The organism is Enterococcus sp. AZ197 (assembly GCF_050556405.1).
GTDB classification, from domain to species: Bacteria; Bacillota; Bacilli; order Lactobacillales; family Enterococcaceae; genus Enterococcus; species Enterococcus faecalis.
Genome location: NZ_CP187875.1, coordinates 1 through 23,973, shown reverse-complemented (window position 1 = coordinate 23,973; position 23,973 = coordinate 1). Strand labels below are relative to the sequence as shown.

The window sequence follows — 23,973 nt, the reverse complement described above, 5'->3', positions numbered from 1 at the left end:
TCTGAGAAAGCATTATATTTTTTTGAATTAATAATTCAATTCTAACCATGTTAACTATTATCAAGTTACTTAATTATCATAATAGTTGTATTTTTCTTTCAGTTTTTCTTCTGCATACGGCTGTAATACATACGGAAACTGAGGATTAGATAGCTCCTCAAAACCATATATAGGCATCTGATCCATAACTCTAACAATCAGGTGATACTGTTCCAGTAGTTTTACCTTTTGATTAGTTATAGGCAATTGGACTGGATTAGGATGTGATTGATAGAGCTTTGCTAGATAAACTAATGCCAGTTCATCTTCAAGCAGCTTATTTTGTTCTTTTCTTAAAGCTGCTTGAAAAATTTTTTCTTGATTTTCTTGCACTTTCTTACTAAAAAAACCTACAATTAGAAATACCACAGAGACTAAGAAAATAATTGGAAGAGTCCAACCATATTTATTCAAAAAACTATCAATATAGAGCAATTGTAATTGCTCCTTTGGTAAAACAACATTCAATCCTAAAACAATAAAAGAAACAATTCCTAAACACCAAAATATTCCCTTATTTAAGGGATTATTCAAAAAATCAATTATCTTATCAATAACTTTCAAATTTAGCACCTCTTCTTTACTTATTATTCTGGATTTTAATTACATATATGTCTTTACACTAGAATAATAGCATAAAAGAAGAAACAATAATCGCTAAAAATAAATAAAAAAAACATAATTTTTCATTATTTTAACTGCTTAAAAAATACACTGTTCCTACCAAAATTAAATAATCCAATCCTTCAAACAATTCTTTATTATAGTATTTTTTTATAAGATATGCTATAATATACATGAAAAGAGAGTCGTGCGTTAACACAACTCTCTGATTGTAGAACCGTTTAAGACGGTGACTTTGTTTAGTTAATTATAAAAAATAACCGAACTCGCCAAAGTTGACGGTTATTTTTTTTTGTCGTTTTTTAGCACTGCTACAACCAATCCAATCAATGCAATGGTAAAAGTACCAAAAGCAAAAATTGTCTGGATTGTTTCATATGCAGACAAAAAGGCATTTCCTTTCTAAAGATTTTAGCACTTACATTCATAAGCACCACCACCTCTCAAAGATAGCCACCGTCATAACTTTTCTACTTTTTCATTATAGCATAATAAGCATAGAAAACCTAGCTAAGATAAGCTTTCAAGAATATTCTTATTCTTCTTTATTGAACCATTTTTCAGTTATATAACTTGGTATGTCCTTCATAAAAAAAGCATTTCTTTTTAAAGTCGGTGTTGTGCTCCGACTATCTCTAACTAGAGAATGCCTCACAATAAAAAAGCTCTCTATCAAATAGAGAGCATCGTCAAAATTGAGAAATATAATGACCTTCTTAATGAAAATCTCTTATTATTTTATACTATGTTTTTCCAAAATTCAATCTCTCATAATTACTTTTTCTTTGTAGGAAAGAAAAAATAATTGATTTGTTTTTTCAATATATTGATAGATTGCTACCTTCAATGTATCTGTTAGTCCTGGTATATGATCAATTATTTCTTTCACTTCTTTTTCATTGTATTCAAAAAAATCCCCCTTCCATATCAACGTTACTGTTAATTCTACGTTCCGAATTTGCAAAAAATACGTACAACCAAACGTATTGCCACACTCACGGCCGTAAATAAACATGTTACTCTCACTCTTTCCTTATACTAATCTTTTTTCTCTTTGACTAATTTGTTTCCCTTTTTTGCACAATCTCCTGAAATACTTTTAATTAATTATTTCAAAAATACAATTCATCTTCTTTTATCTCAAGTTTCCGTTCTTTTCTTTTAACAACTACTACAGCTACTACAAATAGAAAAGTAACAAATAATACATAGAACCCACATACAATGATTACTAGCCAAAGAAACTTCCAATGATAAAGTAACTGCAATGTCAATGAAATGATTAAACCAAAAACTGCATATAAAAATGATGGCACAATTTTTATAAACGCTTCAGCCATTTTTTGTTTTTCTTTGATTAGTTTTTGTTTTTCCATTCTTTTCCCTTCCTCTTGTTCCAAACGCCTTCATTATTTGATAATCTGCTCGAATCATTAATTATTTTTGAACATTTTGTAACCTATTTTCTCTTACAGTCCTTCTTACTGAACATTGATATTTATACTCATCCCAAGTAGTAAACAAATAGATAAATAACAAAAAGAAAATAACTAATTTAATCAACAACGGTAAAAATTGCATTAACATACCACATAAAATCATTACATGCTGTAGTTGCTTTTTCACTTTCTAAAGTCGTTTGAATTTCTTGATTTAATTGAGCTTGCAACGCTAGTTTTTCCTCCAGTTCTTTTTCTTGAGGAAATCCTCCTTGTTGTCGCTCTTTCGCTTTAGAAAATTGATCTTCTACGATTTCTAGTTTATTCACGGTGTCTGCATAGTAGCTTGGTATTCTTTGTAACTCATTTTCCATTTTTCTGATACCACCTAATCCATTTCCAAGAGCATTACTCACAATATAATTGGATTGTCCAACCATACGGATATCTACATTTCCATATTCGTGGAAATTTTTTCTTACTTCTACTGTAAACCCATGATACTCACCAATCTCAGTAAAGTTCTCCGTGTTTTTATACAAAGTACAAAGTTCATCCAATTTTTCTGCTGCTTTTGCACGTTCAGTAAACGTTTGATTATCGATGGTTATTGAAAATTCTTGGTTTGCAGGTAATTCTACTAACTGTTTGTCCTCTTCTAGTTTAGCTACCGTCTCTTTTAAAGAATTGACTCTCGCAGGTAATTCATGTTTAACTTGCCATTTTAAGCCTTCTTTTTCATTAATGAATGTTCGTTGCATCATTTTCAAACGAGCGATTTCATTATCTAATTTCATTTTTTCAGCAATCTTTGGATTTCCTGAAGCAATGGCCTTCATATCTCCCGCTTCCAAAACAGTATCTGACAATTCATCACAGCTACGTGTTACGGCTTTTCCTGTCATAACTTGGTTGATAAACGTTAATTTCTGCTCCTGAATTTGCCATAAGAAACTATCCAGAGAGCCTTTTGTGACGTACCGATAAATCTCAACCTCTTCATTTTCGTTACCTTGACGGATAATTCGACCATCACGTTGTTCGATATCAGAAGGACGCCATGGACAGTCGACATGGTGACAGGCTATTAATTTTCTCTGCACGTTTGTTCCTGTACCAAGTTTACTAGTACTTCCTAATAAGACACGAATTTCACCTTCACGCATAGCATCAAATATTTCTTCCCGTTGTTTTTCGTTTTTAGCATCATGAATAAAGGCAATTTCTTCTGCTGGAATCCCTTTTTCAATCAGTTGTAATTTTAATTCATCGTAGATATTAAACCGTTGCGGATTAGGTGTTCCTGAATCTGAAAAAATCATTTGAGTAGATTTTCTTTCTTTAGAATTTTCCCAGATTTCAAATACCTTATTAGCACATGCAGCAACTTTGATTTCTTTCAATTCTTCAACTGGATAACATTTAGAATCATAATCGTCCATTAAGCGTGGATCAAGCGCCATAAGCTTTCCTTCATTCGTAATTTTTAACATGTTATCAACGTCGGACGTTACTTCTTTTGCACGAATACGTTCTGCACGTTCCGCTAATTGAGCGACTTTTTCTTTTTGATATGTTGTCAGCTCTGTCACAATTACTTGTGCCTTTCCTGTTTTCATTTTTGGTACAGGTAAATTTAGCATATCTTTAGTTTGAATATCAGCAATCAAATTATACATTTGCATAAGTTCTGGTAAATTATGAAACTTCGCAAATCGATTTTTTATCTGATAACCTGTGCCTTCAGGAGTAATTTCCAAAGAAGAAATAATCTCACCAAATGTAGACGCCCACGCATCGAAATGATACACCCCATATTGTTTTAACACATCTGGTTGTAAATATTTTTGCATCGTATACAACTCCGACATCGAATTTGATACAGGAGTTCCTGTTGCAAATACTACCCCTCTGTTATTATGTTTTTCTAGCAAATAGCGGCATTTCATTTCTTGATCGCTAGCTCTTAAACTGTTTGAAGAATTCACACCTGCAACATTTGATAATTTACATTATGAGAAGTTCACGGATGGGACTGTGAAAGAGATTGAAATTCCTTACGAACTGCCAGTTGGTTGGGAATGGGCGAGAATTGCATCAGCAACAAAAAATATTACTGCTGGTGGCGATAAACCTAAAGAGGTTTCATCTGAAAAAACGAACGATTTTCAAATTCCAATTTATTCCAATGGTATTAAGGATAATGGTCTATATGGATGGGCAAAAGAAGCGAAAGTATTTGAGCCAAGTGTTACTGTATCTGCTCGAGGTACTATCGGGTTCACTGCAATTCGGAATCACCCATTTGTCCCAATCGTACGTTTGATTTCAGTTACACCTTTAGAAAAAACGGTCGATGTAAGCTTTTTGAAGTACATGTTGAGCCATCTAATCCCTACTGGTGAGGGGACGAGTATCCCTCAACTAACAGTTCCTGGATTAAAACCATTTTTAATCGCTCTGCCACCTTATCATGAGCAACTCAAAATCGTTCAGTCGATTAAGTCATATCTTAAACTTATTGATGAAATTGATAACAATCAGTTGGAACTTAATAATATAACGGTTCAACTCAAACAAAAGGTTCTTGATGTTGCAATGCAAGGAAAACTTGTGCCACAAGATCCGAATGACGAACCCGCATCAGTTTTATTAGAGAAAATTAGAGCGGAAAAGCTAAAATTATTTGAGGAAGGTAAACTCAAGAAGAAGGATTTAGTTGAAACTGAGATTGTAAAAGGTGATGATAACGCCTATTATGAGAAGTTTCCTGATTCATGGATTTTCCAATCACTTTCTCAGGTCACATTGAATCTAGACTCCAAGAGGAAAGCAATTAATTCTACTGAAAGAGCACGGAGAATTGAAAAAGCATCAAATTCACACCTTTATCCGTATTACGGAGCAACCGGTGAGACAGGAAAAATAGATGATTATCTATTAGACGAAACGACCATTCTTGTGGGGGAAGATGGTGCTCCATTCTTAGATAAATATGCCATAAAAGCATATAAGGTATCTGGAAAATATTGGGTCAATAACCATGCCCACATACTCAGAGCTTTGATCGAAGAAGACTTTTTATTGAACTATCTGAATTATTTTGATTACACAGGTTACGTGAACGGAACGACGCGACTTAAGCTAACACAAACCTCCCTACAATCAATACCGATTATAGTTCCACCAGTGGAAGAACAACGTAGAATAGTTAGCGAGCTTAAAAGGATTTATCAATCAATTGAAGATATTTTTCAATCTGGGGGACGATTCGTTCCTGTTCCTCAATTGGGGGCAAAACAATCGGAATTTTGATTAAGTTACCTTTACTGATGCGCAAACGTGTTGAGCCAGTCCCTAATTGAATAGCCTGTTTTTGAAAACGTTGTCCCATCATTTGAAACATCATGAAGCGGAGGCTGAAGTATTTTGTTGGTGCAATCCAACAAACATCAACAGTGGTTATCTTCTTACCTTCAATGCGAGGAAGCGTGGTTACGTACATTTGTTCAGCGATTAATCGATTTACCATCAAGTATCCTGAATGGATTTCAGTACAGTTTAGCTGATTGAAGGTTTCTTCTGTAATGTACTTAAATCCCTTATCAATATATTTCCCGAAACCTATACTACCTAGCTGGATTAATTTGATTTCTGGAGCTACAGTCATATCTTTTGATACAATCCAATCTCCGTCATTAAGTGTTATCGGAGTAGTGAGTCGCTGAAGGTTTGTTATCGACCATCCTTTCGGTAACTTCTTATAATAGGCGAAACTTGAATAATCCGCATACCAGCAGAGGTTGCGGATTATTCAAGTTTGCACGAAAAAAGGGAATCAGAAACATCCGATTCCCTTAGGTGCATACCGAAGTAATACACCCCAATTAGGTATTATTATCTTAACACTTTTACTCAAAGACTTCAAGACTCCGCTATGAAAGAATAGATGCCGTTAACCTTTTTGTTAGAATCCATTCCAAGCAGCAAGCCATAAGTTGAGCGAGGAACACTCTCAAACAGTTTTTCCTTTGCAATTTCAAATTGCCGAACATAGGATTTGATTTCAGTTTTAGAGTATCCATGCTTTTTCAAGATGAATACCAATAAAATCAAATAGTCGATAATCTTATCAAAAGTTATATCTTCAATCCCTGTCTCCGTGATCAAGAAATTCTTCAGCCCTTTCGCAATGCCATCATGGTTAAAGTTGGCATCAAAAACGGCAGAATTGTGCATTGTTGCATTTCTCAAATCCGTCAATGTGAAAATGATATTCTGCAACATGCGTCCATTCTGATTAAATGAAGCACTTTGTAGCCCATTCGCTTTTGACACTTTTAGTCGCCAATCTTTGCTTAGCCGGCTTACAAAGTGACCAAACTGGCCAAAGGTAATTATTTCAAAGAAAACCCATAAAGGTATCGGTTTACTGTTGTGTACAAAGTGGCTTAGTGCATCATTTTTACCGTAATTATACCCAATAGTTTGGTCCATTACAGATCTGAAATCTAATCGCCCCTTGAGACCATCTTTAAATTTCTTAAGTTCCTTCTTATCAGAGCTATTCCTATTATAATCCAGATAATCAGTTAGTTTTGTCTTATAGATGGACTCTATATCTGGATTTTGACGAGTGACCACGGCATCAATGGTTCTATTTTTCATCCCAGTTTCAACCAGCGTAATCATTGGATAGAAAATACGCTTAAGTTCAAAATCAAATGCATGAATCGCTTTAATCTGTGAAAAATCATCGAAACTTTGGATATTAGAGGTAGATTTTACAAAACGATATCGCTTGTATCCATGGTAGTAACCCATATTCATCAGCGATTTTTTGTTCCCGCCTCCATTAATTGAAGTATTGTGGTCATCTCGAATATGCCTCATCAGAGCATCAATCGATTTTCCTTTTTCCAAGTATCATTCTCCGTTCAAGTTCAGTATTAACGTTATTTTAACACACTCATAGCTGCTTGTAATATAGTAAATCGCATGAAGTCATAATTTACCAAGTGACAATTTTATCAACAATTGATTGTTGCTCGCTTGAGGTTCGTCTCAAATAAATCCTTGTCGTTTCGATTGATTCATGACCCAACAGATCCGCAAGTAAGGAAATATCATTGAATTTCTCCAAGAAACGCTTCGCGTACATGTGGCGAAAAGAATGAGGGTATACTACTGATTTATCCAGTCCGTACTTATCGGCATAAAATTTCAATTGCTGAGAAATGCCTCGTGCTGTAATCTGCTCATTAAAACGATTTAGAAACAGATACCCTGTAGTTCTATTTTCTTCCTCCAGCCATTTGAGGGATTCAGTCTTTAACTTTTTCGGGATATATATCCTTCGAATTTTGCCACCTTTTGAATAGATGTCAAAATATCCTAAATGAACGTGTTCAACTTTGATTTTGATAATTTCACTGACACGTGCACCTGTTGCACCGAGATACCAAACAAGGAAATGCCATTTTAGATTTCCGTCCTGCTTTAGTTTTCGCTTCAGAAACAGATAATCAGCGTAACTGATAACATCTTCCAAGAAATTCTTCTGCTGAATTTTTAGTGCCTTCAAGCAGAGGTCGGATTCTCCAACAAATTTCAAGTAACTATTTAAGGCTTGAATGCGAAGATTCACTGTCTTGGGTTTAAACTTTTCCATTAGGTAGCCTTTGTATTCCAATAACGATTCGAGACTCAAGTCGTAATGTTCATCAAAGTACCGAACTGCAAAAAGGTAAGAGTGAATTGTGTTTTTAGATAAACCAAGTTTTTTCATGTGCAACTCAAATTCATCAATTTGTTCCATGAGTTTTTCTCCTTCAAAATGAATTCGAAATTCCACCGCACAATTCTTTATTTTACTTGATTTCGACTATGGCTGTTGTACGAAAACAAGACCATAGTTCGATTTTGCTATGGTCAATATATTCATGTACCGCCTATTATGAGAAGTTGCCAGATTCGTGGAATTGTGTGACACTCAGTAGCATTGTTGACTACAGAATGGGTAAAACTCCAGATACAAAAAATGAGGCATACTGGATAGGACCAGGATTTCCTTGGGTTTCAATTGCTGATATGGGTAAAAATAGGTATGTGACGAGCACCTCTAGAACCGTGACGGAAAAAGCTCTGAGTGAAGTTTTTAACCATATTGTTTCTCCAAAAGGAACGTTAATAATGAGCTTTAAACTGAGTATAGGGAAGGTTGGTCTGCTGAATCAGGATTCTGTGCATAACGAGGCAATCATATCCATTTTTCCATATCTAAATGATGATTATTCGCTCAGAGATTACTTATTTTGCATCTTGCCAGTTGTGAGCAACTCTGGTGAAACAGTGTCTGCAATAAAGGGGAAAACTTTGAACTCGAAAAAAATCGATGCTTTACCAATCCCCCTCCCACCTGTGCGAGAACAAAGGGAAATCAGTCAAACTATCAACAAATTGTATCGAATTCTTGAAGTGTTTTCCTAATTTGGGAAGTAATCCTGTGCTGTTCATTTTTAGGCGGTAAATCAACAGGCATTTTCAGCAAGACATCTCGTGAAATTCCGGGTATCATGCTTTGAGCTTGTGATTTCATATTATCAATCCTAGATTCTAGGTAGACCATCAAAAATTCTTTATCAAGCTGATAAGGTCGCGCTGCCATAATTTGACGTGCAATATGAGCCTCATTAAACGGATTGAAAGCAAGTTCCCCTACGGTTCCTTTTACAGTTATTAGCAAATCATCTTTTTCAGATATAACTTGTGGTACTTCTGTAAATCTTGAGGTCTGAATAATTCCATTATTAAAGTTACTAGCACCAGTGATATAAGGGATTCCTGTCGTCAAAGAATCCGAATAATCAGCGGTTGCCAAATCTCGTCCAGAAAGCAAGTAAACAATATTGCCAAGAGATGTCTTGACCCAACCAACAGGCAACTTCTCATAATAGGCGTTATCATCACCTTTTACAATCTCGGTTTCAACTAAATCTTTCTTCTTAATCTTACCTTCTTCGAATAATCTTTGTTTCTCTGCTCTGATTTTTTCCAGTAAAACTGATGCTGGCTCATCATTTGGATCTTGTGGGACAAGTTTCCCTTGCATAGCTACATCAAGAACTTTTTGTTTGAGCTGATTGGCAAGAAACTGTATGTCGCTCTGTTCTTTGTCAATAGAGTCTAATTTTTGATTAGAATCACTTAATAAGTCATTGATTTTAAGCTGTTCCTCTATTGGTGGTACTGGAATTAAAATGTTGTTAATTGTTACGGTGCTTATATTGGATTGATTCGCTGTTCCGGTTGCTGAATTGAATACATATTTTTTTATCTCACCTTCCTTCAAAGCGTGATTAAGGAAATCAGGTGAAACTCCACTTGAAATAGGACGAATTATCCCAACACGTTGATTCAAGAATAATTCGTTATCTTCTAAATCAAAACTGTTAATTTTGGTAGTATAAAAAAAATCCGTTTTACCCTTTGTTCCCGTCATTGTTACTAGAATATCGTCTTCAAAGATTTTGTAATCTAGTGATTCTTTTGCATCTTGTTCACTAATAAAAATTGGACTTGCACCCAAGACCATTTTATTATTTTTGACATTTCCCAATCGGATAACTTGGAAACCATGTTGCTTTACATATGATGAGCTTTTAAAGGCTTTTCCATTCTGATAAGTAATTAACGTCCTTAAGCGGACCCACTCCCACCCTTGAGGGAGGTCATATGGAGTTTCAACCATATTTACCGTCCCATCAGCGAACTTCTCATAATGTAAACCATCATCACCTCGGAAAATCTCGGTTTCATTCTTATCTCGCTTGATTTTCTTCTGTTTGATGAGTTCTTCTTTTTCAGCTTTGATGCGTTTTAGCAGTTCGCTTGCTGGCTCATCGTTCGGATCTTGCGGGACGAGCTTGCCACGCATCGCCAGATCTAATATTTTTTCTCGTAAGGCTTTGGTATCAATCATTCTTCCACCTCACCTAGTAGCTCTTGGAGTCGTGCCACTGCGTTTGCAATATTATCGGACTTCTCTTGCATTAAATCTAGCATTTCCGCAATGGTGTAATCAGGCGTATCACTTTCAGCTTCCATCCAAGAAATATCCAAACTCAAGTTGTCACGAGATTTGATTTGGTCAATTGAATATTTCCGCCAACGTCCGTTTGGATTTTCATTGCTCCAAGTTTCTTCACGATTTCCAATGTCGTCACGTTTATATACTTCGATAAATTCCTCAAAATCTTTGTGGTTTAATGGATTTCGTTTACCGAATGAACGCATGTTATTTCGCATATCATAAATCCAGACGTCCTTCGTATTGTCTTTTTCAGTTGTGCCTCGAGTGAAGAATAAAACATTCGTCTGAACACCTTGAGCATAGAAAATACCAGTGGGGAGTCTCAAAATGGTATGAAGGTTCGTCTTATCCATCAAATCGCGGCGAATAGATTCCCCGACACCACTATCAAACAAGACATTATCAGGAACAACTACAGCGGCACGGGCATGGCCGTCCGTCTTTAGAGAGTTATAAATGGTTTGAAGGAAGTTCAATTGCTTATTGCTCGTTTCATAAGTCAGGTCGTCTCGTGTTGCTCGTTCTCCACCCTTCTTAGTACCAAATGGAGGATTTGTCAGAACAAGGTCAAAACCTTTCATCCATTTCCCATTCGCTGAAAGTGAATCTCCCTGTTCAAGTCTTGGATTGATATCGTGCAATAAGGCATTCATCAAGGCAAACTTATGGGTATTTGGAACAAGTTCCATACCACTTAAAGCTTCATCTTTTTGGAACTTCACTTCTTCTTGTGATAATTCAAAGAAGTCATCATACTTTTCTTTTAGGTAATGGTCGGCAGCAATCATAAACCCAAATGTGCCTGCCGCAGGGTCGTTTAAACGCTCCCCTTTTTCGGGGGACATCAATTCAACCATCACGTCAATTAAGACACGAGGTGTGAAATATTGCCCTGCCCCAGATTTTGTCTCATTCGCATTCTTTTCAAGCAAGCCCTCATACAAATCCCCGAGTCCTTCATGCTTAGCAGAATACCAATCCAATGCATCGATATCCTTGATGATTTTCTCAAGATTTTTGGGCTCGTCAATACTTGTTGAAGCATCTGCATAAATCATATTCAATCGCTTATCCGTAGCAATCTCAGGATTTCCTAAATCCAACAAGAGCTTCTTATAGAAGGTCTTAAGTTCAATTCCTTCTTTTGTAACCAAATCATCCCAGCGATATCCATCTGGAATTGTTGACTCTGTTCCTTGCTCTTTCATCATTTTTAAGAATAAGATGTAGGTCAATTCTGTTACATAGTTTTGATAACTAATCCCATCATCACGAAGGACATCAGCCATCTTCCATAATTTTTGTACAATTTCATTATTTGTCACGTTCTAAATTCTCCTCTGTTCTGACTAACATCAACTGATAGTCGTTTTCTTATACAACGTATAGCTCTTCATTCAATACTTGGACAACATTATCTACGTTAGCACCAATTTTCTTCAAAACAAACTTGTAGCCACCATGTTGTTTCCATACCTCAGTTTCATCAAAGTATTGCTTAGCGGTTGGCGCAAGTACGGGGGTTTCAAATAATTGTTTTTCAATTCTTTGGAGCCATTTCAACTGCTTAGGGTTCCATGATTCCATACCATACACCTTTTGCATCGCCCGCTTGATACGAGTCTCATGGTCTACGAGTGTTGTTCCAAGAGCAGCTTGCCGAATGAAACTGATGATATCTGCTGCAATATATTCTTTCTTCTCGTGTCTCCAAGCTTCTCGAAGTGACGTTTCATCAAATTTCTTTTCCTTAAGTCGTAATTGTACTTCCCGCAAGTCTTGATAAGTTAGATCTTTTGGACGTGTAACCACGACTTGAAGCGCTGGAATAAGATTCATGTTTTCACGAATGAATTGATTAAACTCATTCAGATAATCCGCAGGCTTCACATTTCCCTCACCATATCCTCTTGAAGTATCAAGCAAGGTATCTTCGTGAACTGAAATCACCGTTGGATCCTTGAAAGTATACCACGAAGCAACACGATGAATGTTTTCAGTTTGAGCCTCCAACTCACTTCGACTCATGGTCTTAATGCTCTGAATCCAAGAATCTAAATCTGCGGTGCTATTCAATGTAGCAATCTCTTCTTCATCTTTCTTACTGATTCTTTGTTTCTTACGTTGCAACTTGGCAATCAACTCCGCTTTGAAGAAACCAAATTCCTCATCATCTTCCGCCTGTAGCGTTTTCTCTAACACTTCTTGAATAGATTGTTTTGGATTCGAGACAACAGGTTTCATATCCGTGATGTTTTGCAAATAATCATACAGATGAACGGCATCAAAAATTCTAAACGCCTCTTTTCCGATTTCAGGACATAGACGTGTTGCACGCCCTAACATTTGGTCGTATAGAATCCGAGAGCGAACACGGCGCATGAAGACAAGATTTTCTATTTCCGGTACATCAATACCCGTTGTGAGCAAGTCAACAGTCACAACAATATTCGGATACTTTTCATTCTTGAATCGTTTTATTTCTTTATCTGGATGTCGGATATAACCAGTAATCTTTTCAATCGCATCATCGTCAACAACAGTGCCATCTTCGGAATAAGCCTCTTTCAGGAGTCTCACAATCAAATCGGCATGTTGGTCATTCGCAGCAAATATCAAAGTCTTTCCGGGTTCATTGGGATCGATGTATCCAGTTAATCCTTCAAGAATAGCTTTATTGAAATTCTCAGTAATGACTTTTTTATTGAACTGTTCAACATCAAAGTCCAATTCATCATCTAAGTGTGCTTTATCAATCGTTTTAGTCTCATCATTCCAGACGTAAACGTCTGTATCGGCTTCAAATTTAATGCCATATTTTGAAAGCTGAGTTTCAAACTTAATTGGTGGTTCATGGTCTACAAGATAACCATCCACTACGGCATCGGTGTATGAATACGTGTAAATTGGTGCTCCAAAAATTTCAGTCGTATGGAGTGCTGGGGTAGCAGTCAGTCCTACTATTGTCGCATCAAAATAATCAATTACCCGACGGTACTGACTTACATAATCTTTTTCATTTTGATAAAACAGCTCATCATCAGTCATTTCACGGTCTTCAGTATACCCCCGGTGTGCTTCATCAACAATGATGAAGTCATATGTTCCAACCGATGGACTCTCAGCAACATCATCTTTGAAGAATAGCCGTCTTACCATCCCTTGTACAGTCGCAATCTGAATTTTAGTATCCTGCTCGGGAAGGATGTCTCCAACTTCCTTGACATCATAAATGTCTGAGAATGAGAGATTGTCAATTTTTGTATCCTTTAAGGCATCTGAGGCTTGAATGCCCAAGCTTCTTCTGTCAACTAAGAATAAGACCCGGCGAACCCGCTTAGTTTTAATTAGTCGATACATCAAAGAAAGAGCAAGTCTAGTCTTCCCCGTACCAGTTGCCATCGCCAATAACATACGGCGCTTGTTTTCTTCTAGTCCTTTTTCAACTGCTTTTACAGCCTCAATTTGATAATAACGGTTTGCGAATTCAGGATAAGGTTCTTCTTTTAGTTCCTCCTCTGCTTTTGACTCATTTACAACCAGCTTTTGTAACAGATCTTCAGGACTATGCCACCTCTCCAATGCGTATGATGACTTTTCAGGGGTACGTGCATCCCAAAACCAAATCCCTGATTGTTCAGCCAATTGTTTCAAATATGGTCTTCCATTTGAAGAATATAGGAATGGTGCTTTATAACCGTTCTCTGTTTCCTCATACATATACTCTTGTGATTCTGGCGTCTCTTTAGAATACTCTTTAGCTTGAGCTAAATCTCCTGCTGCTGTTTTCCCATACTTTTTAGCTTCAATGATGCCGATAAGTTTCAAACCAATGAACATGGCGTAATCCGCACGGCCTTCGGAAGTTGGAAATTCTGCTATGGCTTTATTCTTATTCTTTTCTGGACGTGCCCCTTTTCGCCAATCCAAATTTTCTGTGTCAGCTTCCCAGCCAGCGTTTCTAAGTTGTTCATCAATAAACATGATGCGCGTTTGCTTTTCATCCAGTTTGGCATTATGAAGGAACTTCTTAGACCTCGCCCGTCTATCAGACTTAATTTCTTGTTCAGATTGTTTGGACGGTTGAGTCGCCATCTTTTCTAGTTGTTCTTGAAAAGCTTGTTTCTCTGATTCAGCCAACTCAATCTGAGCCCTTAATTTCGCTAATTCGTCAGCAGTGGCTTTATCAACATCTTTAGGTTCTTCAAAAGTAGTCGCGATAAAATCGAGTGATCCATACACTTCCATAAACCAATTTGACAAGTAATGGGCATACCGAAGCATTGACATCGCTTCAGTGGTATTCCCATAGTTATCATGGGCTGCTTTGTTACCAATCTTTCTGATGGTATGCAAGACGTTAGCAATCTCGGTATCTAAAACCCCTTTACGTTCAAGTTCTCGTAATTTATCAAATTGGTTGTCAAGATTCCATGGAGTCAATCTTTCAAGGGAGAATAGCGCCTCAGTCATTTGTTCAGCTAACAGGCGGATTTTAATAAGTGAAACATTTGGGTCGCGGTATACGTTCTGTTCGGCTTGCTTCCCTAGTTTTGAAAACAAAGGCCATTGTGCCGATAACATGTCAAAGTTACTCATTTAGCCTGCTCTCCTTCCCTCGTAATCAATCGATATCACATCACCAATATCAACGTTTAAGGTGACACAAATCTTAACCAATGAATCAATTGAGATGGGTTCATTCTTCCCCATCTTGGCTATGACGTTGCTACTAACCTTTGCAGCATCCTTTAACTCTGTTTTTGTCATATTCAAATCAATGAGCAATTTCCATAATTTGTTGTAAGTAATAGGCATCCAATCACCTCTCGTAACTTCTGATAGTTCGTATTATCTGGAAGATAATCAGTTGTATTTATTATATCACGTTTTACCAAGATAATCTCACAAGTGTATAAGTTAACGGCAATGTCCTAAAAAGAGTACAATTTCCGCTTTTCATAGGGGGGTAAAATCTCAGAGTAGGGGGTAAATTTTTCTACCCCCAGGGGGAATTTCTCAAATATAATTTCTCAAAACTCCGAATAAAATCCTCCCAAAAACAAAAAAGCCTAGCCATTGCTAGTCCAACAATTCCCTTTATTTCGGGCTTTACACCCATAATTTCATTGTATCAATCTGGTAGTTCAAATATCTAAAATTTTTCCTCCTGTGAACCCAAATGCTTGTACCTTTTGATACATTGTTTTAATAATCATTGGGTCTGTATAGTAAGCAGTCAGTACACTTTCTCGCATCTGTTTATATTGCTTTTCAGTTACTAAAGAACGTAATTCTTCTCGTTCTTTTTCGTAGTTGTCAGAACGTGTATCAAATAGGAATCTCTTCTGTCTGAGAATAATCATAAACCTTCTTTTTTCAAAACAAAAACTCTCTTCTCCTTCCTTTTTTAGGCCAATTAATAAAATGGGCTTGTCTTTTTCTGACTCTTTTATTCGACGATTCTTCAGTTGCCAACGCTCTTCTCCTAACACATACGTTGCTTCTGGTTTTTGGTTTAAAATTGACCGTTGGTTTGTACTTGAATAATTTTCTAAGTTGCTTTTTATCTTCTTAGAAGGCCCTTCATGCATTGACACATATTCCGCACGATTGTTGCTAGGTAAGATAATCTTTTTCTTTAATTTTCCATGTTCAAATATACTCACGGGTTCTGCCAAATCCTCATCATTTACTTTATGGAAATAAACCCCTCGCTTTTCTTTAATAGCGGTTTCTTTTTCTAATTCCATTTGAAGTATAATATTCTGATTTCGCTCTTCTCTTGTAGCTTCACGGTTTTCAAAAAAACGATTCAACGTGCCTAATGCTTGAGTTAATGGTGCTTCTTCTTTTTTTGCCTCTGTTTGTTGATCTGTTATCTGTTCTTCTTCGTTATCTATTGGCTGCTCTGCCTCTAAGAAAAGACGCCATTCTCGTAGTGGAGTGGCTAATTTAGTAGTGATTCTGCTTTTTTTATCTCGTTATCTCCAGAAGAAATTCACCGATTTTTCCAAACAGCGCTAGAATTTTTTCAAAAACGATACGGCATAAGCAACGTTGCTTATGCGCAAGTCCATTTAGACGAACCTATCCCCCATATGCATTTAGGCGTTGTCCCATTGCGTGAGGGACGATTAACAGCAAAAACGGTTTTTACCCGAGAAGAATTGAGAAACATTCAAGCCGAATTGCCCGACTATTTAACACATGCTGGATTTGATATTTCACGTGGCCAAAAGAAAAAAGCGCGCAACCCACTCAAACTGGAGGAAGAATGGGAACAACTTGCGCAAGAAAAAGAAGCTTTAGCGTTAGAACGACAAACGTTTCAAGACTATCTTCAAGCCATTGATTCTGAGACAAAACAGTTTCAAGAAAAACTAAACAGCTGGGTAACCTTTCCCCGATTTTCTAAAACAGCCAAGTTATCTCACGAACACTATCAAGAGCTATGTGACCTGTTGGAACAAGCAAAGAAAGCCATGAATATTTCAAAAATAACAAAAGAAGTTAATAAAGACTTGTTGCTAGAAAACAAAAATTTAAAGTACAAAAATCAAGAATTAATCAATATTTCCAAACGGGTAGCCTCGGAAAATAAACAATTAAGAGAGAGGCTTGCCAAATTTAAAAAAACTTCGCCGGAAAATAACTAAAATTAATTTAAACGGCTCTAATTTCAATTCTAAGAGGTTTTAAATTTAATTAGGTATAAAAATCAATTTAATTACAAAATCGCTTAAATCGAAAAATAAAGGTGTTTGGTGAAAATTAAGGAAAATTGTATGTTTTGCTTTTTTTAGTCTAATTTGTTATATTGAACTTGCGAAACGTAAAAATTTGTTACAAGACAGCACAAAAGCCAGTCCTACTGCGAATAGGACTGGCTTTTTTTTCGCTAGTTGCGACGTCTAGCGTTGTGGGTTAGGGACAACTTGTTTCAGTTATCGTCTTTCTCGTCTAACCAATGAGAAACTAGTTCAATGACTAGGCCGGTTCTGTTGCAAAGTTTTAAATCTACTATCAGATAAGGTAGAATAATAGAAAAAGATAGCAGGAGGAATGACGATGAGTCATTTTAAAGGAAAGCAATTTCAGCAGGATGTGATTATTGTAGCCGTGGGCTACTATCTTCGTTATAACCTTAGCTATCGTGAAGTTCAAGAAATCTTATATGATCGTGGCATTAACGTTTCTCATACGACGATTTATCGTTGGGTGCAAGAATATGGCAAACTACTCTATCAAATTTGGAAAAAGAAAAATAAAAAATCCTTTTATTCATGGAAAATGGATGAAACGTACATCAAAATTAAAGGAAAATGGCATTATTTGTATCGAGCCATCGATGCAGATGGTTTAACCTTGGATATTTGGTTACGTAAAAAACGGGACACACAAGCAGCCTATGCTTTTCTTAAGCGGTTAGTGAAGCAGTTTGATGAACCGAAGGTTGTAGTCACAGATAAAGCCCCCTCTATTACAAGTGCCTTTAAGAAACTAAAAGAATACGGCTTTTATCAAGGGACAGAACATCGTACCATTAAATACCTGAATAATTTGATTGAACAAGACCATCGTTCAGTAAAGAGACGCAATAAATTCTATCAAAGTTTACGCACTGCCTCTACCACGATTAAAGGCATGGAAGCCATTCGAGGATTATATAAGAAAACCCGAAAAGAAGGCACTCTCTTCGGGTTTTCGGTCTGTACTGAAATCAAGGTATTATTGGGAATCCCAGCTTAAATCATAGATACCGTAAGGGATTTTATTCTTTATTTAAAACTTTGCAACAGAACCATTTCAACCAACATTCTTTCTTATAGTTTATTATCTAATAAATTTATTTCATCTATAATCAAATCTAAAGCTAAATCATCTGTTATTTTTTTTTTAATACTTCTTTGCTTCACTATATCTGCCTAACTTTACTAGATATTTAACACCCAAAGCTTCCAAAATTTGTTCATCTTTTTGTGACGAAACTTTCACTTGATCAACATCCAACGCATTTACATCAAAAATAAATGATCTAAAAATATCTTCAATACAAGCATTTATTCTATTTAGTTGATTAGAATATTCATATGCAATTAAATTAACATTATTAGGCATTTTTATTCTACAAAATGATATTAAATTTTTCGCCTCAATAAATCTATTCTGGTTTATATAATAAACTATCAACTTCTCCATAATTTGATAAACATATTCATGTTTTTGCAAATTAGAATCATTAAGGTGAATTAATTATTACTAACAAAAAATCAATTAGACAAATACCATATCAAAATAGTTATTATTAAACACAATAATACTATAAGGATAGACAATATTTTCCTTTTTGAACTATCTTCAAAACTTTTCTTTTCTGGTCTGTAAGTAGGATTTACTACTTTTGCGTTGTAATCCATTGTACTTCCCAAATATACTTCTGAAGGAATTAAAAAAAATAACAAAATTCCATAAAAAATAATTATCAATATGGGCAAATCAATATTAACTAAAAAAGAAGTTATATAGCTTAAAACCAAAGGAATAGTAACATAAAATATATTTTTTATTAGATATTTTTTCATAGCATAACCTCAAATTCAGCAACTACTTTGTCCATCTTGTATGCATTGGGATACAAAATCCACCAGCTTTATGATAGCCTCCTGCAGTCCACCCACCTTTTTTCCAATAAAATCCTGGTTGACACTCTATAGAATCCCACTCTCTAGCACTGGCTTCTGTAGTTGAACTTAAAGCTACTGAGATAAAAGAAACTCCTAAAATTAGAACTAATAACTTTTTCATAACTATTACCTCACCTTTTTTTAATTTTTTATTCATTTTAATCCAACTATTTTTATATGTCAATAATTTGTCAATTAAATTTTTTTCTATTACTTGTTCTTCAAACAGTTGCAAATCCACCAATATAAAAATCAAAAATATTGACCTTTTTTACTTTTATGCTATACTAAAAGTGCGAAATGTGATGATTTCGAACAGCATTACAACACGAACGCCCAACCTATTCCAGTAGGTTGGGCGTTTTTTTGCTTGTTGCGACTGCAAGCACGTGGATTAGTCAGCAACTGCTTTTTTAGTTGTCGTCTCGATTATCTAACCAATGTTCGACTAGAATGGTTACTAGCGCCACAAAAAGTGGGGCGACAACCAATGTGATGATTTCTTTAAACATTACAACACCCCCTTTCGGGGCAGTTGCCTTAATTATTGTACTTCATTTGGTTCTGTTGCAAAGTTTTTCAATAAAGTTAATTTAGTGTAAAATCTAAATAAAATGACTTTGGAGGAACGAAGGGATGAACCATTTTAAAGGCAAACAATTTCAAAAAGATGTGATCATTGTAGCCGTTGGCTATTATCTTCGTTACAATCTCAGCTATCGAGAAGTGCAAGAAATTTTGTATGATCGTGGGATTGAAGTCTGCCATACGACCATTTATCGTTGGGTTCAAGAATATGGAAGAGTCCTCTATCAGATTTGGAAAAAGAAAAATAGACAGTCCTTTTATTCGTGGAAAATGGATGAAACCTACATTAAAATCAAAGGGAAGTGGCATTATTTGTATCGAGCAATCGATGCAGATGGCTTAACTTTGGATATCTGGCTACGGAAAAAGCGCAATGCACAAGCAGCGTATGCGTTTCTAAAAAGATTGTTCAAACAGTTTAGAGAACCAAAGGTTCTAGTGACAGATAAAGCACCGTCGATTGCATGTGCTTTCAAAAAGCTACAAAATCATGGCTTTTATCAGCAGACAGAGCATCGAACAGTGAAATACTTGAATAATCTGATTGAACAAGACCATCGTCCAATAAAGCGTCGCAACAAATTTTATCAGAGCTTACGTACTGCCTCAACCACGATTAAAGGCATGGAAGCGATTCGAGGTTTATATAAGAAAAGCCGAAAAGAAGGAACTCTTTTTGGCTTTTCAGTCTGCATAGAAATTAAAGTGCTTTTGGGAATTCCTGCATAAATTATAGAATTATTAGGAAAGATTATTTTTATTTTAAACTTTGCAACAGAACCTATTCCATTACCTGGTGTTTTTTGTGTAGTACATTTAGTCGTTTGTGAGTGGTTGTTTCATTTTTTTAGTTAGAAAGAACTAGGTCTAAAGGAGTTAAAAACATTCGTTTTATTCTATTCGTGATTCGCGCATGGCAATTCCCTAGTTCTTTCCGCTAAAAATGAACGAGTTTATACCAAAATTTTAACATAACTTTTTTTGCTTTTTCAATTATTTTTTTTAGAAACCAACGGTTGATTTTTCCTAAAAAAATTTTTATACTCAATTTAGGTTGGTAAACATAGAATTTCCTAACAATGTTATTCTTTTCACAGCGAATTCGCTTCCCCGATAGCGAATTCGTCTTTTGTTTTTTACGATAAAATAACAACGAACCTTTCCTTTGGTTGGTTTGTTTTCACAAAATCGATTCACAAGAAACGGCTTGTTTTCGCTGTTTTAAAAACGGCGTTGTTGAGGTAGACCAATCCAAAATCACAAAGTAGCCTCTGTAATCGTTGATACAGAGGCTACTTTGTGTAGTGGTCATTATGTTAACTAGACGATTGAATAACAAAAAAATTATTGACAAATTAGAATTTTCTGATTATTCTAAAAGTACAAAGAAAGCATTTTCTTTTTTAACAAAAAGTATTGGAGGGGTTTTTATGTTAAAACTATATAGCAATTATTGGAGAAATACTTTTAACTATAAAGATAGCTCTAATTTCAAAGAATTTATGTATACTATCTTATGCAATTCATTCGTACTTATGAGCATTTATCTTATTGGAGTATTTGGTCCTGTTTCTCTAGAAAATGTTATTGTTAATTTATTTTATTTCATTCTTTTGATCATGATTTTTCCGACAGTATCACTTTTAATTAGAGTTCTTAAAAGTTAAAAAATAATTTTATAAATATATCCTATCCATAAAACAACAGAAAGCTTATAAAGTTATGTTATGAGCTTTCTGTTGTTTCGTTTTTTTATGCAATAAATTCGCTTTATTTATCATAATTTTATTGACAAATTTAAATTATCTAATTATTCTAAATATACAAAGAAAGCGCTTTCTTATATCTCGGTTTAGGAGGATTAGATAATGAAAAAAATTGTTTATTCATGTTTTGCGGTTGCTTTAGTTTTTTTAAGTATGAATTGTTTTTCAACAAATGGTCAAGCAAGTGAAATTGAAAAGTACGACAATTCTGATATCCTAAATATTATTCAAACTAAAAACGATACTCAAATTTTTATGCCTGATAATACTATAATTGTTTTAAAAGATTTTACTGAAAAAATTTCAAAAGAAGATATTCAACTCACAGTTGAAGCAGAGCCTATTTTAGCAAGAGCTGCTTTTGGTTTTCCAGATAAAATTCATGCAACTGCTTCTGTAGCAAAACGAAATGGTCCAAGTTCTATCTATGTTGAACGTTCCAAATCTAAAGCTTGGATTTCAGGAGGTTATAAAGTGGCACATTACAGAGGTAACATTCCTAAAAAACGAACACAAATGGTAGGTAATAAATGGTATTCCATTTATGAAGGAAATATTGGTATTCACTATATTGGATCTAAGTAACAAAAAATAAGGCAGACCAATCTGCCTTATTTTTGTGGAAATACTTTTAATTTAGAACTATTTTGGAAGTCACTTATTTCTGTAACTTCCTCATTAACAATATAAATATTTTTCACTTTCGCTAATTCTTGATTAGAAAAATCATCAAACTTTACTGTGTACTCTTTTTCTGAAGAAAAAGGAACACCTTCTGCATATAAAGTGATATACAAATTATTATTATTTATCACTTTGCTTGGCGTTGAATTCTTTTTATAAAACGCTTTCTCAACTTCAAGAATCAATTCACTGTTCCTAGTCAATTGCTTACTAGGTACAAATTTATAATTTGTAATATCTGACGTTTCTAAAATATACGTTTTAGATTTCAAATAGATTGAACCACCAATTATTAAGAAAAGAAATACTAAAAACATCGTTATTTTCTTTTTATTCATTGCCTCTTTCCTCTCCATTCCCTATTTTTTAAATACATTATACCTTCTGTTACACATATTTGAAAACAAAATAAAGGACTGATTTATATGAAAAAAAATCAAAGCTTTTTATTGGTAATTGGCTCTATCATTCTTGGTATCATTGGTTTTCTCCCTTCTTTGCTGACTATTTTAGGTGTTGATTCTAAAGTTAAATTAAACCCTAAATATTATAATTCTAAAGACGAACCGTTATTTGTAGAAGATAAAAAAAGCATTGAGTAAATACTCAATGCTTTTTTATTCTACCTGTACAAACTACTCCTAAAACTAGAAAAAGTCACCGTATCCCTTGATCCAGTGACTTTTTCTAGTTAATTAAATTGTTTTATAACATACAATCATAGTCATTAACAGGTAGAATGTGGTTTTTTCCGTTGTTCAAAAATTCTTATTCCATTCACTATTAAAATAGCAGGTATTCCAAAGTAAAGGAAGAATTGATTAGCAGGCAACACAAAATACAAAATAATACCTGCAATAACAGCTAAAACCAGAGCAATTTTGGTTAATTTCATAGAATATTCCTCCTAACTTAAAGTTTTATTTTATAACATAATTTTGATTAGAACTATAGTTTTAGGTTGTTGTATTGCTAAAATGAGCAATATAATTTAATTGAACCCTTTTTTATATCATCAAAAGATTAATTCATAATAATTGGTATACGTGTTTCTGAAGGTTGCTTTATTCTTTATATTTTCACTTACTTAATTCGTCTAAAAGCTTTCTATTACAAATTATTCAAATTGTTATTTTATAAATTTCTTTCACTTGTTTAATAAATGTTCTGAAGAGCATAAGGGGAAATGGGGGGCACACAAGGTGTCCCGCCTTGCAGTGCAAGGCTTTCTGGTGGGGTACAAATTTGCCCACTCATAGCACATTCATAGTAGGTATATAGCAGGTTTCTAACATGTGTTTTAAGCTTGATTTAATGCGATTTTATACATTGTCATAATACATTTATAGCAGGTATGTCGTATGAACCTAGCACATTTATAGCACCTAAAAATTTAGGTGTTTTTGTTATTTTATAAAAAACGGTTTTCTCAACAATTAAGTGAGGTATTTCTTAAAAATTTAATGGGTATTTTCCTAGAAAATTGGCTAAAATTTCCGTTTTTACTCGAAAAAACAATTGGTTTGTTTACAAGATAAAGTCTACTAATTATACTTTATACAAATTAGTTTTTCAGTCGGTAAAAAGACGGTTTTTACCGTTAAAAATTCAAAAACCGCATAATATCAAGGTTTTCGCCAGCCGGCAGAAACCGCTTTTTAGCCGATTTTCACAAAAAAAGTGATATCATGCTAGAACCAAACCGCACTGCGGTTTATATCAATTTTGATATCAGGTTCCCCTTATGCTCTTACAAAAAACTTGTGAAAAAATTTCCCTCAAAAAAACAAAGGAGGTTGTCCGCATGTCTATGCTTATTGCGCGTATGCAAAAAATTAACCGAGGAACGTTAACCATTATCGAAAATCACAACAAAAGAAAGTTCAAATCTCCCCTGCCCAAAGAAATCGATACCACACTTACCTGCTTAAATTATGACCTCGTGTTAGATTCAAGTATCAGCTATAGAAAAGCAATTATCGGATATATCACTCAAAACAAAGCAAATGATCGTGCGCTAAGAAAAGACGCCATTCTTGTAGTGGAATGGTTGA

At 34.9% G+C, this 23,973-nt stretch carries 26 protein-coding genes; 8 read left to right on the top strand and 18 right to left on the bottom strand.

Annotation, left to right across the window (positions count from 1 at the left end; all coding sequences use genetic code 11):
- Window positions 1–69 precede the first annotated feature (69 nt).
- From IGK82_RS13960 to IGK82_RS13940, 5 genes are all read right to left on the bottom strand, one after another.
- The gene (locus IGK82_RS13960) at window positions 70–612 is read right to left on the bottom strand and encodes a super-infection exclusion protein B (protein ID WP_311921852.1); all 543 of its coding nucleotides are present in this window, start codon (window positions 610–612) and stop codon (window positions 70–72) included.
- A gap of 333 nt (window positions 613–945) precedes the next feature.
- On the bottom strand, window positions 946–1,050 hold the full coding sequence (locus tag IGK82_RS13955; RefSeq protein WP_311921851.1) for a putative holin-like toxin: 105 nt from the start codon (window positions 1,048–1,050) through the stop codon (window positions 946–948).
- Between the two features lie 373 nt (window positions 1,051–1,423).
- Window positions 1,424–1,678 carry a hypothetical protein gene (locus IGK82_RS13950; protein ID WP_430605227.1) on the bottom strand — a complete coding sequence of 85 codons (255 nt, stop codon included), beginning with the start codon at window positions 1,676–1,678 and terminating at the stop codon, window positions 1,424–1,426.
- Window positions 1,679–1,775: 97 nt separating this feature from the next.
- Window positions 1,776–2,039, bottom strand: a complete 264-nt coding sequence (locus IGK82_RS13945) for a hypothetical protein (RefSeq protein WP_104837054.1) — start codon at window positions 2,037–2,039, stop codon at window positions 1,776–1,778.
- A gap of 179 nt (window positions 2,040–2,218) precedes the next feature.
- The gene (locus IGK82_RS13940; protein ID WP_430605225.1) at window positions 2,219–3,955 is read right to left on the bottom strand and encodes a helicase-related protein; all 1,737 of its coding nucleotides are present in this window, start codon (window positions 3,953–3,955) and stop codon (window positions 2,219–2,221) included.
- 184 nt (window positions 3,956–4,139) lie between these two features.
- Between IGK82_RS13940 and IGK82_RS13935 the strand changes: the two genes are divergently transcribed.
- Complete coding sequence (locus IGK82_RS13935; RefSeq protein ID WP_430605224.1) at window positions 4,140–5,417, top strand: restriction endonuclease subunit S; 1,278 nt, start codon at window positions 4,140–4,142, stop codon at window positions 5,415–5,417.
- Here IGK82_RS13935 and IGK82_RS13930 read toward each other — a convergent pair.
- The 3 genes from IGK82_RS13930 to IGK82_RS13920 all read right to left on the bottom strand — a co-directional run bounded on the left by IGK82_RS13930 (window position 5,323) and on the right by IGK82_RS13920 (window position 7,911).
- Window positions 5,323–5,772 carry a restriction endonuclease subunit S gene (locus tag IGK82_RS13930; protein WP_010785322.1) on the bottom strand — a complete coding sequence of 150 codons (450 nt, stop codon included), beginning with the start codon at window positions 5,770–5,772 and terminating at the stop codon, window positions 5,323–5,325. The genes IGK82_RS13935 and IGK82_RS13930 overlap by 95 nt on opposite strands.
- Before the next feature lie 254 nt (window positions 5,773–6,026).
- On the bottom strand, window positions 6,027–7,025 hold the full coding sequence (locus IGK82_RS13925; protein ID WP_010785321.1) for an Abi family protein: 999 nt from the start codon (window positions 7,023–7,025) through the stop codon (window positions 6,027–6,029).
- A gap of 88 nt (window positions 7,026–7,113) precedes the next feature.
- On the bottom strand, window positions 7,114–7,911 hold the full coding sequence (locus IGK82_RS13920) for a tyrosine-type recombinase/integrase (protein ID WP_025189463.1): 798 nt from the start codon (window positions 7,909–7,911) through the stop codon (window positions 7,114–7,116).
- A gap of 206 nt (window positions 7,912–8,117) precedes the next feature.
- Between IGK82_RS13920 and IGK82_RS13915 the strand changes: the two genes are divergently transcribed.
- On the top strand, window positions 8,118–8,591 hold the full coding sequence (locus IGK82_RS13915) for a restriction endonuclease subunit S (protein ID WP_050563418.1): 474 nt from the start codon (window positions 8,118–8,120) through the stop codon (window positions 8,589–8,591).
- Here the strand turns inward: IGK82_RS13915 and IGK82_RS13910 are convergent.
- The 5 genes from IGK82_RS13910 to IGK82_RS13890 form a co-directional block, all read right to left on the bottom strand.
- The gene (locus IGK82_RS13910) at window positions 8,554–10,083 is read right to left on the bottom strand and encodes a restriction endonuclease subunit S (RefSeq protein ID WP_010710025.1); all 1,530 of its coding nucleotides are present in this window, start codon (window positions 10,081–10,083) and stop codon (window positions 8,554–8,556) included. The genes IGK82_RS13915 and IGK82_RS13910 overlap by 38 nt on opposite strands.
- Window positions 10,080–11,519, bottom strand: coding sequence for an N-6 DNA methylase (locus IGK82_RS13905; RefSeq protein ID WP_010710026.1), 1,440 nt, complete (start codon window positions 11,517–11,519; stop codon window positions 10,080–10,082). Before IGK82_RS13905 ends, IGK82_RS13910 begins: the two co-directional genes overlap by 4 nt.
- A 49-nt stretch (window positions 11,520–11,568) precedes the next feature.
- Window positions 11,569–14,793: a type I restriction-modification system endonuclease gene (gene hsdR / locus IGK82_RS13900; RefSeq protein ID WP_010710027.1), complete on the bottom strand. Its 3,225-nt coding sequence runs from the start codon at window positions 14,791–14,793 to the stop codon at window positions 11,569–11,571.
- Window positions 14,794–15,012, bottom strand: coding sequence for a helix-turn-helix domain-containing protein (locus IGK82_RS13895; protein WP_010710028.1), 219 nt, complete (start codon window positions 15,010–15,012; stop codon window positions 14,794–14,796).
- 329 nt (window positions 15,013–15,341) lie between these two features.
- Window positions 15,342–15,947: a hypothetical protein gene (locus tag IGK82_RS13890; RefSeq protein WP_010710029.1), complete on the bottom strand. Its 606-nt coding sequence runs from the start codon at window positions 15,945–15,947 to the stop codon at window positions 15,342–15,344.
- 225 nt (window positions 15,948–16,172) lie between these two features.
- Here IGK82_RS13890 and IGK82_RS13885 point away from each other — a divergent pair, with 225 nt between their 5' ends.
- Both IGK82_RS13885 and IGK82_RS13880 read left to right on the top strand, forming a co-directional pair.
- Window positions 16,173–16,853 carry a plasmid recombination protein gene (locus IGK82_RS13885; protein ID WP_342082318.1) on the top strand — a complete coding sequence of 227 codons (681 nt, stop codon included), beginning with the start codon at window positions 16,173–16,175 and terminating at the stop codon, window positions 16,851–16,853.
- 412 nt (window positions 16,854–17,265) lie between these two features.
- Window positions 17,266–17,946 (top strand): IS6-like element IS1216 family transposase, encoded by a 681-nt coding sequence (locus IGK82_RS13880; RefSeq protein ID WP_162499934.1) that lies wholly within the window; start codon window positions 17,266–17,268, stop codon window positions 17,944–17,946.
- 147 nt (window positions 17,947–18,093) lie between these two features.
- Here the strand turns inward: IGK82_RS13880 and IGK82_RS13875 are convergent, their stop codons facing one another.
- From IGK82_RS13875 to IGK82_RS13865, 3 genes are all read right to left on the bottom strand, one after another.
- Window positions 18,094–18,315: a hypothetical protein gene (locus tag IGK82_RS13875; RefSeq protein WP_010709151.1), complete on the bottom strand. Its 222-nt coding sequence runs from the start codon at window positions 18,313–18,315 to the stop codon at window positions 18,094–18,096.
- A gap of 486 nt (window positions 18,316–18,801) precedes the next feature.
- Window positions 18,802–19,137 carry a hypothetical protein gene (locus IGK82_RS13870; protein WP_010709149.1) on the bottom strand — a complete coding sequence of 112 codons (336 nt, stop codon included), beginning with the start codon at window positions 19,135–19,137 and terminating at the stop codon, window positions 18,802–18,804.
- A 157-nt stretch (window positions 19,138–19,294) separates the two neighbouring features.
- Window positions 19,295–19,393 carry a type I toxin-antitoxin system Fst family toxin gene (locus IGK82_RS13865; RefSeq protein WP_107196858.1) on the bottom strand — a complete coding sequence of 33 codons (99 nt, stop codon included), beginning with the start codon at window positions 19,391–19,393 and terminating at the stop codon, window positions 19,295–19,297.
- A gap of 124 nt (window positions 19,394–19,517) precedes the next feature.
- Here IGK82_RS13865 and IGK82_RS13860 point away from each other — a divergent pair, with 124 nt between their 5' ends.
- On the top strand, window positions 19,518–20,198 hold the full coding sequence (locus IGK82_RS13860) for an IS6 family transposase (protein WP_001015293.1): 681 nt from the start codon (window positions 19,518–19,520) through the stop codon (window positions 20,196–20,198).
- Between the two features lie 1,139 nt (window positions 20,199–21,337).
- Window positions 21,338–21,820 carry a hypothetical protein gene (locus tag IGK82_RS13855; protein WP_057086926.1) on the top strand — a complete coding sequence of 161 codons (483 nt, stop codon included), beginning with the start codon at window positions 21,338–21,340 and terminating at the stop codon, window positions 21,818–21,820.
- Between the two features lie 26 nt (window positions 21,821–21,846).
- On the opposite strand, the gene IGK82_RS13850 is transcribed toward IGK82_RS13855, so the two are convergent.
- Window positions 21,847–22,257, bottom strand: a complete 411-nt coding sequence (locus IGK82_RS13850; RefSeq protein ID WP_232133164.1) for a hypothetical protein — start codon at window positions 22,255–22,257, stop codon at window positions 21,847–21,849.
- A gap of 87 nt (window positions 22,258–22,344) precedes the next feature.
- Between IGK82_RS13850 and IGK82_RS13845 the strand changes: the two genes are divergently transcribed.
- Window positions 22,345–22,521, top strand: a complete 177-nt coding sequence (locus tag IGK82_RS13845) for a hypothetical protein (protein ID WP_172675445.1) — start codon at window positions 22,345–22,347, stop codon at window positions 22,519–22,521.
- Window positions 22,522–22,646: 125 nt separating this feature from the next.
- Here the strand turns inward: IGK82_RS13845 and IGK82_RS13840 are convergent, their stop codons facing one another.
- Complete coding sequence (locus tag IGK82_RS13840) at window positions 22,647–22,814, bottom strand: hypothetical protein (RefSeq protein WP_172675444.1); 168 nt, start codon at window positions 22,812–22,814, stop codon at window positions 22,647–22,649.
- Between the two features lie 909 nt (window positions 22,815–23,723).
- Here IGK82_RS13840 and IGK82_RS13835 point away from each other — a divergent pair.
- Window positions 23,724–23,973 (top strand): plasmid recombination protein (locus IGK82_RS13835; RefSeq protein ID WP_430605222.1); only part of this gene is annotated, 250 nt, incomplete at its 3' end.